The 17,296-nt window shown below is 68.5% G+C and carries 15 protein-coding genes; 8 read left to right on the forward strand and 7 right to left on the reverse strand.

Translation table 11 applies throughout. The features are described from left to right. Window positions 1-3: 3 nt before the first annotated feature. A complete protein-coding gene (locus tag ACE3Q8_RS14685; RefSeq protein ID WP_374471030.1) occupies window positions 4-519 on the reverse strand; it encodes a hypothetical protein in 516 nt (171 codons plus the stop codon). A 311-nt stretch (window positions 520-830) separates the two neighbouring features. Between ACE3Q8_RS14685 and ACE3Q8_RS14690 the strand changes: the two genes are divergently transcribed. Then, window positions 831-1,985: a glutathione-independent formaldehyde dehydrogenase gene (locus tag ACE3Q8_RS14690; protein WP_374471031.1), complete on the forward strand. Its 1,155-nt coding sequence runs from the start codon at window positions 831-833 to the stop codon at window positions 1,983-1,985. Between the two features lie 76 nt (window positions 1,986-2,061). Further along, window positions 2,062-2,388: an FmdB family zinc ribbon protein gene (locus ACE3Q8_RS14695; protein WP_374471032.1), complete on the forward strand. Its 327-nt coding sequence runs from the start codon at window positions 2,062-2,064 to the stop codon at window positions 2,386-2,388. Between the two features lie 47 nt (window positions 2,389-2,435). Here the strand turns inward: ACE3Q8_RS14695 and ACE3Q8_RS14700 are convergent, their stop codons facing one another. After that, entirely contained in the window at window positions 2,436-4,295 is a 1,860-nt protein-coding gene (locus tag ACE3Q8_RS14700; protein WP_374471033.1) for a PAS domain S-box protein, read from the reverse strand. 268 nt (window positions 4,296-4,563) lie between these two features. On the opposite strand from ACE3Q8_RS14700, the gene ACE3Q8_RS14705 reads away from it, so the two are divergent. From ACE3Q8_RS14705 to ACE3Q8_RS14715, 3 genes are all read left to right on the forward strand, one after another. Continuing rightward, a complete protein-coding gene (locus ACE3Q8_RS14705; RefSeq protein WP_374471034.1) occupies window positions 4,564-5,118 on the forward strand; it encodes a hypothetical protein in 555 nt (184 codons plus the stop codon). A 12-nt stretch (window positions 5,119-5,130) separates the two neighbouring features. Beyond that, a complete protein-coding gene (locus ACE3Q8_RS14710) occupies window positions 5,131-6,309 on the forward strand; it encodes a zinc-dependent alcohol dehydrogenase (protein ID WP_374471035.1) in 1,179 nt (392 codons plus the stop codon). 71 nt (window positions 6,310-6,380) lie between these two features. Further along, the gene (locus tag ACE3Q8_RS14715) at window positions 6,381-6,614 is read left to right on the forward strand and encodes a hypothetical protein (RefSeq protein WP_374471036.1); all 234 of its coding nucleotides are present in this window, start codon (window positions 6,381-6,383) and stop codon (window positions 6,612-6,614) included. A 119-nt stretch (window positions 6,615-6,733) separates the two neighbouring features. Here the strand turns inward: ACE3Q8_RS14715 and ACE3Q8_RS14720 are convergent, their stop codons facing one another. The 5 genes from ACE3Q8_RS14720 to ACE3Q8_RS14740 form a co-directional block, all read right to left on the reverse strand. Beyond that, a complete protein-coding gene (locus ACE3Q8_RS14720; protein ID WP_374471037.1) occupies window positions 6,734-7,615 on the reverse strand; it encodes an aldo/keto reductase in 882 nt (293 codons plus the stop codon). Further along, on the reverse strand, window positions 7,605-8,171 hold the full coding sequence (locus ACE3Q8_RS14725; RefSeq protein ID WP_374471038.1) for a type 1 glutamine amidotransferase domain-containing protein: 567 nt from the start codon (window positions 8,169-8,171) through the stop codon (window positions 7,605-7,607). The genes ACE3Q8_RS14720 and ACE3Q8_RS14725 overlap by 11 nt, the downstream gene beginning before the upstream one ends. A gap of 126 nt (window positions 8,172-8,297) precedes the next feature. Further along, window positions 8,298-8,894: an HdeD family acid-resistance protein gene (locus ACE3Q8_RS14730; protein ID WP_374471039.1), complete on the reverse strand. Its 597-nt coding sequence runs from the start codon at window positions 8,892-8,894 to the stop codon at window positions 8,298-8,300. Between the two features lie 171 nt (window positions 8,895-9,065). Beyond that, the gene (locus ACE3Q8_RS14735) at window positions 9,066-11,882 is read right to left on the reverse strand and encodes an AAA family ATPase (protein WP_374471040.1); all 2,817 of its coding nucleotides are present in this window, start codon (window positions 11,880-11,882) and stop codon (window positions 9,066-9,068) included. Window positions 11,883-12,432: 550 nt separating this feature from the next. After that, entirely contained in the window at window positions 12,433-13,548 is a 1,116-nt protein-coding gene (locus ACE3Q8_RS14740; protein WP_374471041.1) for an NADH:flavin oxidoreductase/NADH oxidase, read from the reverse strand. A 304-nt stretch (window positions 13,549-13,852) separates the two neighbouring features. Here ACE3Q8_RS14740 and ACE3Q8_RS14745 point away from each other — a divergent pair, with 304 nt between their 5' ends. The 3 genes from ACE3Q8_RS14745 (at window position 13,853) to ACE3Q8_RS14755 (ending at window position 17,234) form a co-directional block, all read left to right on the forward strand. Further along, window positions 13,853-14,326, forward strand: a complete 474-nt coding sequence (locus ACE3Q8_RS14745; protein ID WP_374471042.1) for a GatB/YqeY domain-containing protein — start codon at window positions 13,853-13,855, stop codon at window positions 14,324-14,326. 90 nt (window positions 14,327-14,416) lie between these two features. Then, a complete protein-coding gene (locus tag ACE3Q8_RS14750) occupies window positions 14,417-16,525 on the forward strand; it encodes an AAA family ATPase (protein WP_374471043.1) in 2,109 nt (702 codons plus the stop codon). A gap of 220 nt (window positions 16,526-16,745) precedes the next feature. After that, the gene (locus ACE3Q8_RS14755; RefSeq protein WP_374471044.1) at window positions 16,746-17,234 is read left to right on the forward strand and encodes a hypothetical protein; all 489 of its coding nucleotides are present in this window, start codon (window positions 16,746-16,748) and stop codon (window positions 17,232-17,234) included. Window positions 17,235-17,296: the final 62 nt, after the last annotated feature.

Here is a 17,296-nt window from a genome sequence, read left to right on the forward strand (position 1 = left end):
CTCCTAACGATCCGCGCCGTCCTGACGGGCGGCGGGCTGGGGATCTGTGGTGGGGATCTCGCCGGTCACGGCCAAGGCGCGGAAGTTGTAAAGCCCCTTGAGGACGATCTCGCGGGGCACGATGTGGAAGAGCTTGCTCACCGCCTCGCCTACGGCGCCGCCGGGCGGATCGAACCGCACGTCGAGGTGGAGTTCCGTGCCGCGCTGTCCAGGGGCGGAGCGAAATAGCAGCAAGCCCGCGTTGGCCACGTCAGCTCCCTCGAGGGTGGACCAGCGAACCTCGTTGGGGCCAATCGACTCTAAGACCGTGCGCCACCGATATTCGCGTCCCCCCGGCCCATGCGCGACCCAATCGGCGGTGCGGTCGTCCAACGCCCGCACGTCCGCGAAATGCGCCCAGATGCGGGACTGGGTGTCAGAACTCAGCCAAAGGTCCCGAAGCTCATCGGCTGGCCTGCCGATCGTGACGGACGCACGGGCGGCGGCGTCTAGCGCCGTATCGGCCTCCTGGGTCGCCATGCTGAACTCCTCCGGTCTGGGCGGCCAGACTATCCCCCCTTAGACGGAGCAGCGGGCACTCGGACGATCCCTAGGGAAGCTTCCGAGGGGAGAACCCGGCCACTGCGCGCGAGCGGCGAACCTGTGGCGTCGCACCCGCTGCACGAGCTCCCGCGGTCGCCGCGCCGAGCCCGGGGGCCCGAGGCGTCGGCAGTCCCAACGCGAGTGCGGTGATCGTGAATATCCTTAGGGATGGTCCGGATGTCCGGGTTGAGGCGCGGCGAGTTTCCCTTTGCGAACCCAAGCGCCATTAGCCCCCAAGGAGCACGCCTATGAGAGCCGTCGTCTACAACGGGCCGCGCGACGTGGCGGTGCAGGACGTGTCCGACGCGCGGATCGAGAGGCCCACCGACGTGCTCGTCCGGATCACGAGCACCAACATCTGCGGCTCCGACCTGCACATGTACGAGGGTCGAACCGATTTCCCGCAGGGCGGGGTGTTTGGGCACGAGAATCTCGGGCAGGTGGTCGAAGTCGGAGAGGCGGTGGACCGCGTGAAGGTCGGCGACTGGGTCGCTATCCCCTTCAACATCGGCTGCGGATTCTGCAAGAACTGCGAGCGCGGCCTGAGCGCGTTCTGCCTGACCTGCGCCGACCGAAGCGTGGTCCCGAACATGGCGGGCGCGGCTTACGGGTTCGCCGACATGGGCCCGTACCGTGGCGGCCAGGCCGATCTCCTGCGCGTGCCCTACGGAGACTACAATTGCCTGAAGCTGCCGCCGGACGCCGAGGAGCGGCAGAGCGACTATGTTATGCTGGCCGACATCTTCCCGACCGGCTGGCACGTGACGGAGCTGGCCGGACTGCGTCCCGGCGAGTCGGTGGTCATCTACGGCGCCGGGCCGGTCGGGCTCATGGCCGCCCACGCCGCCATGATCAAGGGCGCCTGCATGGTGTTGGTCGTCGACCGCCATCCCGACCGGCTGCGGCTTGCAGAGTCGATCGGCGCCGTGGCGATCGACGACTCGAAAGGCGATCCGGTCGAGCAGGTGATGGCCATCACGAACGGCCTCGGCACGGACCGCGGCTGCGAGTGTGTTGGCTATCAAGCGCACGACCCGGAGGGCCACGAGCACCCCAACATGACGATGAACAACCTGGTCAAGTCGGTGAAGTTCACCGGCGGCATCGGGGTGGTGGGCGTTTACGTGCCGCAAGACCCGGCTCCGCAGGACCCGCTCTACAAGCAGGGCGAAATGGTCTTCGACTACGGGATGTTCTGGTTCAAGGGTCAGGCGATCGGCACCGGGCAATGCAACGTCAAGGCGTATAACCGGCAGTTGCGCGACCTGATCTTCGCTGGGCGCGCCAAGCCGTCGTTCATCGTCTCGCACGAGTTGCCGCTGGCGCAGGCTCCGGACGCCTACCAGCACTTCGACGCGCGGGACGAGGGCTGGACCAAGGTGGTCCTCAAACCAGCTGCCTGAGCGACGCGAGCGGGCAAGCTCTGCTTGCCCGCGTCTGCGCGCCTTCTCGCACCAGTCGACTTAGTTCGAGGCCCCCATGCCCTTCTACGCCTTCGACTGCAGGATCTGCGGCCCATTCACGGCAATGCGGCCTATGGCTGAGTCCGCGGATCCGGGCGCCTGCCCGGAATGCGGCGGCTCCGCGCCACGGTCGCTCAGCGCCCCGGCGATCCTTCGCGGACCCGCCCGCGTCGCGGCCGACGCTGGAGCCGCGGCGGGGGGCGCAGAGCCGCCTCTGTCCAGGGCCGCACACCCCGCGGGCTGCGGCTGCTGCGTGCGTCGCTCGCCCGCCCTCGACAGCTTGGCGGCGGCGGGCGGACGTGTGTTCACCTCCAGCGGACCAAGGCGGGCCGAAGGGCTTTGATCCGAGGGGCAGGCGAACGGCCGCGCTCGCCGGCGTTCGCTGGCCGGTCAGCTCCGCTGGTGGGCTGGGCGAAGTCCCGCCCGCAGCGCCAGATGGAGCAGCTCGGCGAGGCTGGCCGCATTCAGCTTGGCCATGATCTGCCCCCGATGGAGCTCGACGGTCCGCGGGCTGAGCCCCAGTTGGAGCGCGATCGACTTGTTCGTCCCGCCGTCGATCAGGCCGCCCAGGACCTCGCGCTCGCGGGCGCTCAGCCGGGCCAGCCGCGCCGCGGGCTCGTCCGTCGCGGCCGGCTCGGGCGTCGCGCGCGTGTCCGCAGTCACGGCGGCGAGCTCAGTCGTCAGCGCCGCGTCCGTGAAGGGCGGCTGCAGGTAGTCCGCGGCGCCCGACTTCATCGCCTCGACCGCCACGGAGACGTCCCCGTCGCCGGAGCCGATCAGGACGGCTTTCAGGGGGATCGACCGTGCGCGCAGCTCGAGCGTGATGGCGGCGGTGTCGCGTGTGGAATGGCGCAGGTCGACCAGCACGCAGCCCGGTCCCAGGAAAGGGGCTATGTCCAGGAAGGCGTCGCTCTTGGAGAACGTCCTCGCGCGGAAACCGGCCCCGCGCAGCAGCCGCGCGAGCCGACGCTCCTCTCGCGGCGAGGCCCCCACGATGTAGACCTGCTTGCCGTCGTGACGGGTCAGGTCCTCGGCGATGCCGCCGATCCGCACCACGTCCCCAAGCGCATCGCGGATCGGGAAGCTGGTGTCGCGCAGCCAGCGCACTTCTCCGTCGCAGGGGCGGATGATCCGGTACTCGACGTGAGCCACCTCGCCGCTCTCCACCGCATGCATCGCCCGCCGCACGCGCGCCACGTCGTCGGGGTGCAGGTGGGCGTACCAGTCCTCGAGCCGTCGCGCCGCCTGCTCGCGCGGACCGCCCCAGATGCGCTCATAGGCCGGACTTCGGTATTCGATGTCGCCGGTTTGCGGGTCGGCGATCCAGAGCAGGTTGGAGCTGTGCTCTGCAAAGCTGCGGAACTGGGCTTCACGCGCCTGGATCGCCGCCTGGGCTTGGCGCAGCGCCGTCAGGTCGATCGCGGCGCCGATGAAGCTGGCAGCGCGGCCCTGGGAGAAGGTGGTCTGGCCAGAGGTGGCGATGTGGCGCGTGACGCCGTCGCCCCGCCCAATGACGCGGTACTCGATGCTGTAGCGCCCGTCTCCGGCCGGATCGACGCTGGCGGCGATGGCCTCTCGGACGCGGGGCAGGTCGCCCGGGTGGATGCCGGCCTCGAACACGGCGGTGTCGACCTCCGTCCCCGGCGGAAGGCCCCACATGGCCCGAAGGCGCTCATCCCAGTCGAAGGCCCCGGACTGCGGATCCCATGAGTAGATGCCCACGCCCACGAGCTCGGTGGCGGCGCGCAGGCGCGCCTCGCTCTGGCGCAAGGCTTCCTCGATCGCGCGGCGGGTGCTGGTGTCCCGGGACATCCCGACCACCAGCTCGACCGATCCGTCCTCGGCGCGGGCCGGACCCCAGCGGAACGCGAAATAAGCGGCCTGGCCTGTCGGGCTGCGGAAGAAGACCTCGTCATCGACCGTGACCCCCTCCTTGAAGATCAGGTCGATGTGCCGGTTGAGCTGCTCGGCGAGGCCGGGCGGGTAGTCGAGGTCGGCGAAGGTCTTGCCGATCATCTCGTCGGCCGAGAGCCCGAACAGGCCCAGCATGGCGGTGTTGACGTAGGCGAAGCGCCGCTGCCGGTCGAAGGCGTAGACGAAGTCCGGGATCGACGAGAAGTTCGCCTCCCAGAACCGCGACCGCTCAGCGAGCGCCTTGTCCGTGCTGAGCGCCGTCATCTGCGCCAACGACAGCGCCGCTGCGCGCGGCAGGGCGGCGCTCGGCAGGCCGAATGGAAGCGCGCCGGGCAAGCCGTCGGTGCTCGACGGTCGGGAGCGTCCATGGCGCGGGGCTCATTTCAGAGTGCGACCCTATGAGGTTAGCACAGCCGGCTGCGGCCCGCCCTCTCCTTTGTTAGGCGACGCCGACACTCGGCAGCCGCCCAGCGGGCCCCGGGCGCCCCCGTAATCCTCCCTAGGGATCGTCCGAGCGCTTTGGACGCGAGGACGGCGGTTTCCTGTCCACCGGCGCGGACCTGCAAGGCGAGCGGCCGGGAGTTGGCGCGAGCAGGAGACTGGCATGAGCGTAGCGGAATTCGGCGATCATCCCCGCATCAGGGCTGCGCCGCCTCCACCCGGGATGCAGACCAGGACGCCTGAAGCGTCGGCCTGGGAGAACTTCATGCGCTCGCCGCACACGGTCATCCGTGCGCCGGGCCGCCCCCCGATCCGCCTGGCGACCGACAACGTGCGAGCCAAGCCCGCGGTCACCCCCCAGGTCTCCATGATGATCGGCATGACCGCCCTTGGACTCGGCGTCTGGGGCGCTCTGTTCCCGAAGTCCGTGAAGCGAGCCTTCGGCATCAAGGCTCCGACCGCCGCTGTCGTCGGCCTGTTCGGCGCCCGGGAGCTCTGGAGCGGCTTCAGCCTGGCCGGCGACCCGACGCGGACGGACGTGCTGTGGGCCCGGGTCGGGGCGGACGTGTTCGACATCGCCGTGCTGAGCGCGCTGAACACCCCGGACAATCCCAAGCGTGGGAACGCCCGGCTGGCCTTGGGCGCCGTGCTGGCCATCACCGCCCTCGACGCCGTCACTGCGGTGCGCATGAGCGCCGTCCAACGCAACTGCGTCTGAAGGAGAACGGCGATGAAAGCGATCTGCTGGCAAGGCAAGAAGGATATGCGTTGCGAAGAAGTGCCCGATCCTCGGATCGAGCATCCCCGCGACGCCATCGTGAGGATCACGACCACCTGCATCTGCGGCTCGGACCTGCACCTCTACGATGGCCTGATCCCGACGATGTGCGCCGGCGACGTGATGGGGCACGAGCCCATGGGCGAGGTGGTGGAGGTGGGCCCCGAAGCCAGATCGCGCGGCCTCAAGGTCGGCGACCGGGTGGTCATCCCGTTCCAGATGACCTGCGGTGAATGCGAGCAGTGCCTGAAGGGCAACTTCTCCGTCTGCCAGACGACCAACCGCAACGCGGACCTCGCCAAGACCTTCTTCGGCGACACCACGGCGGGGCTGTTCGGCTACTCGCACATCACCGGCGGGTACGCCGGCGGCCAGGCCGAGTACCTGCGCGTGCCCTTCGCCGCGACCACGGCTGTGAAGCTGCCCAAGGACGGTCCGGACGAGCGCTACATCTTCCTGTCGGACATCCTGCCCACGGGATGGCAGGCGGCGGTCCAGGCCGACATTACGCCGGACGACACGGTGGCCGTCTGGGGTTGCGGGCCGGTCGGGCTCTTCGCCATCCATTCCGCCATCGTCCTGGGCGCCAAGCGCGTCATCGCCATAGACGACGTGGATGAGCGGCTGGAACGGGCCCGGAGCACGGGCGCGGAGGTGCTGGACCGCCGGAAGGTGGACAACGTGCTCGAGTACCTGCGCGCGACCACGAGGGGCCACGGACCCGACAAGTGCATCGACGCAGTCGGAATGGAGGCCCACGGACCGACCCCCGCCCTGGACTTCATCGACAAGGCCCAGACCGCGCTGAAGCTCGAGACGGAACGTCCGGCCGCGCTGCGCGAGGCGATCATGGCCTGTAAGGCGGCGGGCGTGGTGTCCGTCCCCGGCGTCTATGGCGGCCTGGCCAACATGATCCCGCTGGGCGCCCTGATGAACAAGGGGCTGACGCTGCGCACCGGCCAGACCCACGTCCGTCGCTGGACCGATGATCTCCTGCGCCGGATCGAGGAGGGGCAGATTAACTCCACCTTGCCCATCACCCACACGGTCCCGCTCGGGCGCGCGCCCGAGATGTACAAGACGTTCCGGGACAAGCAGGACGGCTGCATCAAGGTGCTGCTGAAGCCCTGACCGGAACGGCATCGTTGGACTTCATCGAATAGGTCGCCGGGGCGGCGGTCTTACCGCTCAGGCTATTGGACGTGTTCCTGACCGTCCTTTACGCCAGGGCAGGGGCCGGCGTCTTCAGCCGGGCCGTCACGGCCGGCTTCTGGCGAATGCTGCTGGCTGCATCCCGGATCGCCGGCCGGGCGCGGGGCAAGGTGTTGTCCTTCGGCGGACCTCTGAACCTCGCACTGTTCGTCTTGATCTGGGCGGCCATCCTGACGTTGGGCGCCGGCAGGATCCTTCATCCGGAGGGGGCGGGGTGCGTCTGAGCAGCGGCCCGGGCGCACAGCCTGGAGGTGGTCGACGACGCTGGGACCCAACACATCCTCCAGATGCGCGAGCCGGTTCTCCTGCCGCCGCCCCGGGCCTGGCGGCGCCGGCTTGACCGTCAGATCATCGGCAGTTCGCGGGGACGGGGACCCCGCGGGAAGGCGGCGTCGATCTGGGCGACCTCGGCCTGCGACAATCGTATGCCGGAAGCGGCGGCATTCTCTTCGGCATGCTCCACGCTGGACGCCTTGGGGATCGCGAAGACCGACGACTGGCGCGTCAGGAAGGCCAGCGCGATCTGGCGGTTGGTCGCCTGGTGCGCCTGCGCGATGCCGGCGAGCACGCGGCCGGCGGGGGTGTTCGTTGCTGGAAAATCGCCGTGCCCGAACGGACTGTAGGCCGTGACGGCGAGACCGTGCTGTTCGCACCATGGCAGGACGGCGTGTTCGATCGCGCGTTCCTGCAGATGGTAGAGTACCTGATTGCAGACGATGTCCGAGCCGCCAGCAGTGCTCCAGGCCTCCTCGAGATCCGGCGTGTCGAAGTTGCTCACGCCATAGGACAGGATTTTTCCCTCCTCGCGCAGCGCCTGGAAGGCCGCAAAGGTCTCCTCGAGCGGATGCGGTCCGCGCCAGTGCAGCAGGTAGCAATCCAGCCGATCTGTCTTGAGGTGGGTGAGCGATCGCTCGCAAGCGACCTTCGTCCCCCGCAGCGAGGCGTTCTGCGGCAGCACCTTGGAGAGCAGAAACACTTGGTCGCGCCGGCCAGCGATGGCCTGGCCGACCAGTTCTTCGGAGGCGCCGGCGCCATACATCTCGGCGGTGTCGATGTGGTTCATGCCGAGGTCGAGGCCTCGCCGCAACGCGGCGATCGCGCGGGCGCGGTCCCCTTCGTCGATGCGCCAGGTCCCCTGGCCGATGACGCCGACCTCGCACTGCAGCGGACCGAAGCGCCGCTGTTCGACGCCGGTCCGCGCCGTACGCCCGGCGTCAGGCGGCATGACGCCGCCCCCGCGCCCCGCTGAACAGCTTGATCATTTCCCGGTTGAACGCGGGGATATCGTTGGGATTTCGGCTCGTGACCAAGCCGTGGTCGACGACGGCCTCCTGGTCGACCCAGTCGGCGCCGGCGTTCCTGAGGTCGGTGGTGAGCGAGGGCCACGAGGTCATCCGGCGGCCCTGCGCCGCGCCGGTCTCAATGATGGTCCAGGGACCATGGCAGATCGCCGCCACGGGCTTTCCGGCGTCGAAGAACGCCTTGGCGAAGGCGACTGCGGCTGGCTGCATGCGAAGCGAGTCCGGGTTGATGACGCCGCCCGGCAGCAGCAACGCGTCGAAATCTTCCGGCCTGGCCTCATCGAGCGCTACGTCGACCGGCAACTCGATGCTCCAGTCGGTGAAGTTCCACGCCCTTACGCGTTCACCTTTGGGCGAAACGATCCTGGTCGTGGCGCCGGCTTCGTCCAAAGCCTTGCGCGGTTCGGTGAGTTCGACCTGCTCGAAGCCGTCGGTGACGAGGATCGCCACATGAATTCCTTGGAGAGTGTCGTTCGCCATGAGCTGGCTCCTTATGATCGAGGCGTCTTCGTGAACGCCGATTTGCGGCGGTGATTGGTCGTTTGGGGCGAGGCCTTCCGGAACTCGGCGCCGATCGAATTATTCGGGTTTGCGCCGCTGCCGCGCTCACGCGGGGTGTAAGGCTGCGGGCGCGCCGGGGGCGTGACGTTGGCCGCGCAGGCGGTAGGCCAGGACGAGCAGGCTGGCGCCGAAGACGATCGCGTAGGCGCCCAGCCACCAGGTGAGCACAAGGGCGCCGATGTTCGGGGCGATGGCGAGGAGGACGCCGCCCACCACGGAAAGGACCCCACTGAGGCCCAGCCACCAGCGGCCATGGTCCTGGCGCAGCCGCACGGCCGCAACGACCGCGAGGATCCCGCTCACGAACGCCCAGGCGGCGATCAGGTAGACGAAGGCGAGCACGGTCAGTCCGGGCGCGGCGATCGCCACGCCGGCGGCGATCAGGTCCGCGACGCCCAACAGTATGAGCGTTCCCCAGCGTTCATGGCGGCGGGCCGATCGCATCGCCGAGATGATGTTGAGGACGCCGTCCACCAGCATCAGGGCGGCGAAGACGAGCACGAGCGAGAGTAGTGTTGGGCCTGGCGTCAGCATGGCGAAGAGCCCGAACAAGATGGCCGCCGCGCCCCGAAGCGCGACAGCCCACCAGTTGCGGGCGAGGACGCCGCTCAGGGCGTCGTTGGCGACTTCGGCGGCGGTCATGTCATGTCTCCTCAGACTTCGAAAGTACGGGTGGACCAGGGATGTCCCGGGCAGCGCCGTGGCCCGCCCACGCGGGCGGATCGCTGCCGGGAAGGACTCTTCCAGGGCTTCCTCCACCGGGTTGGGCGCGGGGAGCTCCGGGGCGCGATTGGGTCTTCGCCGGGACACGGGTCAGGCTCCGGCTGCGGGCTGCGCGTCGCTGGCCGGCCGTGCAGCCGCTCTGCCTGCGTCAGCGCCATTTGGCTTGCGCGCCTCGCCCCGCCGCCGGGCGGACTTCTGCTCCGGTTCGTCCCGCTGGGGCTCCAGCACCAGCCGGTCTTCCACCGCGTCCCAGCGCGCCTGGACCCGGTCGCCGTCGTGGACCTCCCCGCCCAGCATGGCGCGGGCAAGTTCGGTTTCGAGCGTCCCACGGATCAGGCGGCGAAGTTCGCGCGCGCCGAACTCCGGCCGGTAGCCCTTGTCCGCGATATGGGCGACGAGGCTCTCGTCGATCTCCAGCTCGACGCCCTGGGCGCGCGCCGTGCGGCGCACGCGGTCCAGATTGAGCTCCACGATCTGGCGGATCTGATCGCGCCTGAGGGCGTGGAAGACGATGATCTCGTCCAGCCGGTTGATGAACTCAGGGCGGAAGTGGGCGCGGAGCGGCTCGTTCAGCTCCTCACGCAGCCTCGCGGGATCCTCCTCCGCCCCAGCGCGCAGCCGGCGCTGGATGATCTCGGAGCCGATGTTGCTTGTGGCGATGATGATGGCGTTGGTGAAGTCCACCACCCGGCCCTTGCCGTCGGTCAGCCGGCCGTCGTCGAAGACCTGCAGCAGGACGTTGTGAACGTCCGGGTGCGCCTTCTCGATCTCGTCGAGCAGCACCACGCTGAACGGCCTGCGCCGCACGCGCTCGGTGAGCTGGCCGCCTTCCTCGTAGCCCACGTACCCGGGCGGAGCGCCAATGAGCCGCGCCACGGTGTGGCGCTCCATGTACTCACTCATATCGATGCGGACCATGGCCTCCTCGGAGCCGAAAACAGAGTCGGCGAGCGCCTTGGCGAGCTCGGTCTTGCCGACGCCGGTGGGGCCGAGGAAGAGGAAGTTGGCGATGGGCCCGCGGCCTTCGCGCAGGCCCGCGCGCGCCAGCCGAACCGCGTCGGAGACCGCCTTCACCGCGTCGTCCTGACCAACCACGCGCCTGTGCAGCTGCTTTTCGAGCTGGACCAGGCGTTCCCGTTCCTCGACCGTCAGCTCCGAGACCGGCACGCCGGTGAGCTTGGAGACGATCTGGGCGATGTGCTCGACGCGGACCTCGGCCGCCCCCGTGCCGACTGTACGCCGCCAGCGCTCGGAGGCCTCCTCCAGCGCCTTGTTCTTCTCCTCGCAGCGCGCCTGGAGGTCGGTGACACGATCCTCTTGCTTGCGCGCCCGGGCGCTGTCGAGCTCGCGCTTGATCTGGCGCACCTCCTGCTCCAGCTCCATCACCTCCGGGGGGCGGGCGGTGGCGGAGATCTTCACCCGCGCCGCCGCCTGGTCGATCAGGTCGATGGCCTTGTCGGGCAGGAAGCGGTTGGTGATGTAGCGCTCGGAGAGCTCGGCCGCGGCGAGTATGGCCTCGTCCGTGATGGTGGCCTTGTGGTGCGCCTCCAGCGTGTCGCGCAGGCCGCGCAGGATCATGATGGTCTGGGCGATGGTCGGCTCAGCCACCAGCACTGGCTGGAAGCGGCGTTCGAGCGCCGCGTCCTTCTCGATGTGCTTCTGGTACTCGCTGAGGGTGGTGGCGCCGATCAGGTTCAGCTCTCCGCGGGCCAGCGCCGGCTTGAACACATTGGCGATGTCCAGTCCGCCTTCGCCGCCGCCCTGGCCCGCGCCCACGATGGTGTGGAGTTCGTCGATGAACAGGATGAGCTGGTCCTTCTGCTCGCCGACCTCCTGCAGGATCTGCTGCGCGCGCTCCTCGAATTCGCCGCGGTATTTCGAGCCGGCGACCATCGAGTTGATCGACAGCTCAACCAGCCGCTTGCCCCGCAGCGCGTCGGGCGCCTCCCCGGCGACGATGCGCTGCGCGAGGCCCTCGACAATGGCGGTCTTGCCGACGCCGGGCTCGCCGATCAGCACGGGGTTGTTCTTCTTGCGCCGGGCGAGCACCTCGATCGCGGTCTCGATCTCGTTCGCCCGGCCAATCACCGGGTCGAGCTTGCCGTCGCGGGCCAGTTGGGTGAGGTCTCGTCCGTACTTGTCGAGATTGGGCGTGTTCGTCGGCGTCTCGACGCGGCCTTCCTCAGCGCCGCGGCCGACGACCTTGACCACCTGCTGGCGCAACGCCTGGGGTGTCAGACCGTAGCGGCGCAGGACATCGCAGGCGATGCCTTCGCCCTCTTCGGCCAGGCCGACGAGCAGGTGTTCCGGCCCCACATAGGAGTGGCCGAGCTCGTGGGAGGCGGAAAAGGCCCGGCCGAGCGCGCTCTTCACCCGCGGCGTCACGCCGATTTCCCCGCCCTGGTCGCCAGCGTCGCCCCGGGGCGACTCCTGCTCGAGCTGCCGGCGAAGCTGATCGGCCGAGACCTTGAACTGCTCAAGCACGGTGCGCACGACGTCGCTCTCGGTTAGCGCGAAGAGCAGGTGCTCGGTGTCCACCTCGCGACGGCCGAACTGGACCGCCCGTTCGGCGGCTGCCCGAAGGATCTCCTTGGCGTGCTCGCTCAGGCGGTCCTCCGGTTCGCCGACCCGCCGCGCCGCCGCGCGAGCCGGCTCGCCGCCAGGAATCCGCTCCTGTCCGCCGCCACGGCGCGCGCCGAAGACGCCGCCGCTGTCGCCGAAGAAGTCGTCGAACAGGCTGCTGCGGCCGCCGAACAGCGACTCCAGCGGCGAGGAGGAGCGCTGCTGCGCCGCCAGCCGGCGATAGTCGACCTCGCACAGGTTGAGGGTTTCGCTCTTGCCGTTGCGCGTCACGCGCGCACGGACCGTAGCAGGACGCACGCCGCACAGATCGCAGAGCTCGGCCATGGTGATTGTCCTTCATGAGAATGCGCCGCCGTCGCCCGGCAGCCGGCTCGTCGTCCAGGGCAGTGTCCTGGGCCAGTGCGGCCCGTCGTCGTCATCGGCGCCGTTGGCGACGCGAAGCAGGTCCTTGCTGAGCAGCAGCACCTGGCGACCGATGTTGGATCTCCGTACGGGGCGATCCTGGGCTCCTAGGCCTCCGGCGCCATTCCGGAGCATCCCTAAGGACGAATACTCGGAACAAATTCGCAGCCCCTACTCGGGCGAGAACCTCACCGTCACGGTAATGGCCGGCTGGATCACGCTCGAGGGGGAGGCCAAGGGGGACTCTCTGCGTCAGCGCGCCGAGGGGGCGGCGCGGCGCGTCCGAGACGCGCCGGCGGACCGGCGGTTCCTGACCCGCTACGCCCACCGATTGAGCCACTCAGCTCCCACCATCAGGCGCGATCATCTGACCCAACGCCCGCCGCGTCGTTCGTAAGATCCCTAAGGGCGCCCCCGGGGCGCAGGGAGATCGGATGAAGGCCACTCACTGATCCGCGGCGGGCCGCGTGCGTCAGTCGTCGGCCCGCATGGCGAAAAGGTCGGGGTGCTGTCGCGGCTGCGAACGCAGATACTGGTCTGGTCCTCGCACGTTCGCCCCGAAGTGCGCCGCCGCGTGCCATGGCCAGCGCGGGTCGTAGAGGATGGCCCTCGCGAGAGCCACGAGGTCGGCGTCGCCCGTTCCGACGATCGCTTCCGCCTGCTCGAACCCAGTGATCAGGCCGACGCCGATCACCGGAAGGCTGGCGGCTTGCTTGACGGCGCGCGCCAGAGGGATCTGGTAACTCGGCCCCACAGGGATCTTCGCGTCCGGCGTCAGCCCGCCGCTGGAGACATGGACGGCGGCGCAGCCCCGCGCCTCGAGCATCTGCGCGAAAACGACCGTCTGCGCGATGTCCCAACCGCCGGGCGCCCAGTCCGTCGCAGACACGCGCATGGTCACCGGTCGGCTCGGGGGAAAGGCCTGCCGCACGGCGTCGAAGACTTCGAGGGGGAAGCGCATGCGGTTGTCGAGCGAGCCGCCGTAGGCGTCGTCGCGTCGGTTCGAGAGGGGCGAGAGGAACTGATGCAGCAGGTATCCGTGCGCGCCGTGCAGCTGGATCGCGTCGAGCCCGAGCCTGGCCGCCCGGCCCGCCGCCGCCACGAACGCCTCGCGCACGCGCACCAGGCCATCGCGGTCGAGGGCGATGGGCGCCTCCTCTCCCGGCGCGAAGGGCAGGGGAGAGGGCGCCTCTGTCCACCAGCCGCCTGCCGCGTCGGGCGGAATCTGGCCGCCGCCCTTCCAGGGAACCTCGGTCGAAGCCTTTCGGCCCGCGTGCGCCAGCTGGATCGCCACAGGCATGGGCGACCACCGCCGGACGCCTTCCAGCACCCGGCCCATCGCCCGTTCGCAGTCGTCCGAATAGAGGCCGACGTCGCCATAGGTGATCCGCCCCGCGGGCGTGACGGCGGTCGCCTCAATGGTCAGCAGGCCTGCGCCGGAAAGGGCGAGCTGACCCAGGTGGATCAGGTGCCAGTCGGTCATGCAGCCCTCGACGGCCGAGTACTGGCACATCGGTGCGATGACGATCCGGTTGGACAGCTTCAGCGCGCCGACTTCGCAGGAGGTAAACAGCTTGGCCGCGCTCATAGGCGCCTCCAGGGACCAGGGTCCGGGAGGTAACGCGCCGAGTGCGCTAAGGGGCGAGCTGTGCGTCAAATGAGGAGGCGCCGCCGCCATGCCCCGAACGCGACGAGAACGCCTGCTCCATGGCCCCAGCCTTGCCGTCCGCTCCTGAGCAAGGAGCCAACGTCCGCGATTGGCGCATGACTGACGGATTGCGCACATCGGATAGTGCTGGCGCCTGTTACGGTGATCCTACGGCGCGATCCCGCTCGAACGGCGGTCCCCCACTACTGAACTGCCGAGCGGCGTGAATTGAAAGGACGGCGACATGGCTTTGCTCGACGAGCTCAGAGCTGACCAACTGGCGGCCCGTAAGTTGAACGACCGTCTGAAGGCTGACCTGCTCACCACATTGATCGGCGAAGCGACGCAGATCACGACCGAAGAGTTCAAGCGCGGCGTGACGGAAGTCACTGATGAAAAGGTCGCCGCAACCCTCGCGAAGTTCCTGAAGAATACGAAACTGACGCTGGAGAACCTCGCGAGCGAGCGCGCGCGTCTGATCGAAGCCGGTAGCGATGTGTCGAAGGTCGATCAGCGCACCAAGGGCGCTGAAACCGAACTGGCGATCCTTTCCTCGTATGGCCCACAGCAGATGACGGACTCGGAATTGCGCGAGGCCATCAATGATTTCCGGGCCAACAACCCCGACGCCAACGTCGGAACCATCATGGCCCACCTGAAGGCTAGCTTCAGCGGTCGGTATGACGGCAAGGCAGCCAGCGCCTTGGCCAGGGGTTGAATATTGGGCGCCCCGCGATCGGGAGCTGAGCCCTCCGTTCGTCCGCAATGGCTGGAAGCGCCCCTTAACTGGCTTCGTGGCCAGGCTTAAGTGGTCTCGATACCCGCGTGGCGGCCCGGGAGGGAGTGCGGAAACCCTGAAGAATCCGCAGACTTAGAGTGTCAAACCCCCTCCGAACCGCTCATTGAATCCAAAGAGCTTCTAGACGGACTGTCAAACCCTTCTCCGCTGGACCGGCCCCTTGGCCTGACCCGCTTCACGAGCCGCGCCGCCCGCGAGAAACGGAAATTCCGTGTCAGCCTGCGGAACCTCGCGCCCAAGATCAAAGCACGGACTGCCGACCGGAAAGAGCGCCTTCCGTGGCTTAAGCTGGCGACCTTCGGGGACACCGCAACGCCAAAAGGAAGCCTCCGCAGCGACCGTAACGTCCGCACCATCGACGGGATTGAAGCGGACTACGACGGCGAGCGGATCACGGTCGCACAGGCCATCCGCAAGCTGCGGAAGGCGAACCTCGCGGCCCTGGTCTACACGAGCCCGAGCCACACGGCTGACGCGCCACGGTGGCGGGTTCTCTGTCCCGCTTCGAAGTCACTTCCGCCGGCCGAACGCCGCAAGCTGGTAGCCCGGCTCAACGGCGTCTTCGGCGGTGAACTGGCGCTGGAGTCCTTCACCCTCTCACAGGCCTATTACTATGGCAGCGTCGGCTACAATCCGGCTCACACCGTCGAGCTAGTTGACGGGCGCTACATCGATCAAGCCGCCGAGCTTCCCGAGGTTGGACCGCCCAGCGCCACGACGGAGCACGAGCCCGGCGATATTGCGAATGACCATAGCGCCGAAGACCCTGAGAAGCTGAGGAGCGCCCTTGAAGCGATCAGCGGCGAATGGCTGGACAGATACCAGCCGTGGCTCCGCGTCGGGATGGCACTGCACGCGGCGACGCACGGGGACGATGAGGGGCGCGAGCTTTGGGACGAGTTCTCCCGGCGCAGCGACCATTATGACCCTGACGAGATCGCGGAGAAGTGGGAGAGCTTCAGCCGAGACCGGCCGGGCGGCGTCGGCGCGGGCACGATCTATCGGGAAGCGAAAGCGCAAGGCTGGCGCGGCCTCTCCCTCGTCAAGTCGTCCGGCCGGCTCACCTTCCTGACGCCTGAGGAGTGCGCCGCTGCGCCGTCGCGCGGCTACATCATCAAGGGCTTGCTCGCGCCTCGTGACGTGGCCTGCATCTTCGGCCCGCCCGGCGCGGGGAAGTCCACCGTCGCTCCGTTCCTGGGGTACATGGTCGCTCAGGGGGAGCCCGCCTTTGCTCTCAGAACGCGCCAGGGCGGCGTCTTCTACGTCGCGGCAGAAGACGGCCACGGGCTCGCCAAGCGGGTTCAGGCGCTATCTCTGAGCCACGGCGACGCGCCCGGCTTCCTCGTGGTGCAAGGCGTCTCCGATCTCCATAGCGAGGACAGCGGCGACCTAGACGAGCTGCGGGCGGCGGTGGCTGAGCGGAAGCCGGCGCTGATCGTCATCGATACCCTCGCCGCCGCCTTTCCCGGCCTTGAGGAGAACCAATCCGACAGCATGGCCCGCGTCGTCAGCGTGGCGCGGGAGCTGACGGAGCACGGCGCGGCGGTGGTGCTCATCCACCACGGGACCAAGGCTGAAGGGACGACGCCTCGCGGTCACAGCGTGCTCAACGGTGCACTGGACGTGGCGCTCCAAGTTGAGGCTGCGGACACAGAGGGGATCGTCCGAGGCCGCCTGACCAAGAACCGGAATGGCCCGCCCACGATCGATATCGCATTCCGGATCGAGTCCTGTGTCTTGGGTGAGGACGAAGACGGCGACGCGATCACTGCCGCCCTGGTGGACGCGCTGCGACCCGGCCTAGCCCGCGAGCATCCCAAGCTCACCGCTCACGAGACCGAAGCGCTCGACGTGCTGCGAGAGGAGATCGGGCTGAAGGCGACCGTCCGCCCCAATGGGGAGCGTGCGGTCATGGAAGCCGAGTGGCGCAAGGAATGCCGGAACGAGCGGGTCTGCGCAGGCGGCACATACGAGGCCCGCAAAAAGGCGGTGAAGCGTGCTGCGGACGCCTTGATCGCGAAAGGCGTCGTGAGCGTGAAAGACGGTTGGGCGTGGATTTCGGAAGCGGGGGACAGCGGGGTCGAGTGGCCTGACTACACCGAGGAGGACGCGGAATGACCGGGACACAGGGACACGAGGGGACAAGGCGGGGACATGTCCCTTTCTGTCCCTCCCAGCAAACCGCTGAGCGATGGGGACGCAAAGGGACACACCCCTTTAGGGGTGTCCCCGTTGTCCCTCGTCGCGATGCTCCGCGCGAAGTCACTTCGGGTCCTTCCGTCAGGCGGCCGACTGCGGGGGCGCTGAGCCGCAGCTTTTCACCGGATGAGGTGAATCCGTGAGGCCTTCCGATTCTCAACTACTGGAACCGGAGAAGCTGGTCCGCGCCGTCGTACTGGCCGACGCCTTCGGGATTTCCGAGCGAGCTGTGCGCGCTCTTGCCGAAAAAGGGGTGATCAGCCGGACGCGTGGGAGTCTCTATCCGCTCAAGGAGTCGATCCGCGCTTACGCTCACCATCTGCGGGAGATCGCCGCCCGCCGGGACGGCACTGGCGCAGGATCGGCCCTGACCGTTCAGCGGGAGCGCGTGGCGCGGGAGCAAGCCGACGCACTGGCGATGAAGAACGCCGTCGCGCGCGGCGAGCTGATCCCAGCCGCCGAGGTCGAGCGTATGTGGGCCTCCATTTGCCGGGCGGTGCGCTCTCGGATGCTGGCGACGCCGGCCCGTGCCCACCAACGCCTTCCGCACCTCACTCCCCACGATCTCAGAATCTTCGATGACGAGATTCGGCGCTCGCTGACGGAGCTTGCCGATGACGAGCTTTAGTCCCGTCACGTGGCGCACTCGCGTTCGCGCCCTAGCGTCCCTCACGCCGCCGCCACGGCTCT

The sequence above is a fragment of the Phenylobacterium sp. genome, from assembly GCF_041913825.1.
Lineage (GTDB): Bacteria > Pseudomonadota > Alphaproteobacteria > Caulobacterales > Caulobacteraceae > Phenylobacterium.

Bases quoted from the DNA above. Each gene is read 5' to 3' on its own strand.
- ACE3Q8_RS14685 (WP_374471030.1), bottom strand. From the start codon at position 519: ATGGCGACCCAGGAGGCCGATACGGCGCTAGACGCCGCCGCCCGTGCG.
- ACE3Q8_RS14690 (WP_374471031.1), top strand. From the start codon at position 831: ATGAGAGCCGTCGTCTACAACGGGCCGCGCGACGTGGCGGTGCAGGAC.
- ACE3Q8_RS14695 (WP_374471032.1), top strand. From the start codon at position 2,062: ATGCCCTTCTACGCCTTCGACTGCAGGATCTGCGGCCCATTCACGGCA.
- ACE3Q8_RS14705 (WP_374471034.1), top strand. From the start codon at position 4,564: ATGAGCGTAGCGGAATTCGGCGATCATCCCCGCATCAGGGCTGCGCCG.
- ACE3Q8_RS14710 (WP_374471035.1), top strand. From the start codon at position 5,131: ATGAAAGCGATCTGCTGGCAAGGCAAGAAGGATATGCGTTGCGAAGAA.
- ACE3Q8_RS14720 (WP_374471037.1), bottom strand. From the start codon at position 7,615: ATGCCGCCTGACGCCGGGCGTACGGCGCGGACCGGCGTCGAACAGCGG.
- ACE3Q8_RS14725 (WP_374471038.1), bottom strand. From the start codon at position 8,171: ATGGCGAACGACACTCTCCAAGGAATTCATGTGGCGATCCTCGTCACC.
- ACE3Q8_RS14730 (WP_374471039.1), bottom strand. From the start codon at position 8,894: ATGACCGCCGCCGAAGTCGCCAACGACGCCCTGAGCGGCGTCCTCGCC.
- ACE3Q8_RS14735 (WP_374471040.1), bottom strand. From the start codon at position 11,882: ATGGCCGAGCTCTGCGATCTGTGCGGCGTGCGTCCTGCTACGGTCCGT.
- ACE3Q8_RS14740 (WP_374471041.1), bottom strand. From the start codon at position 13,548: ATGAGCGCGGCCAAGCTGTTTACCTCCTGCGAAGTCGGCGCGCTGAAG.
- ACE3Q8_RS14745 (WP_374471042.1), top strand. From the start codon at position 13,853: ATGGCTTTGCTCGACGAGCTCAGAGCTGACCAACTGGCGGCCCGTAAG.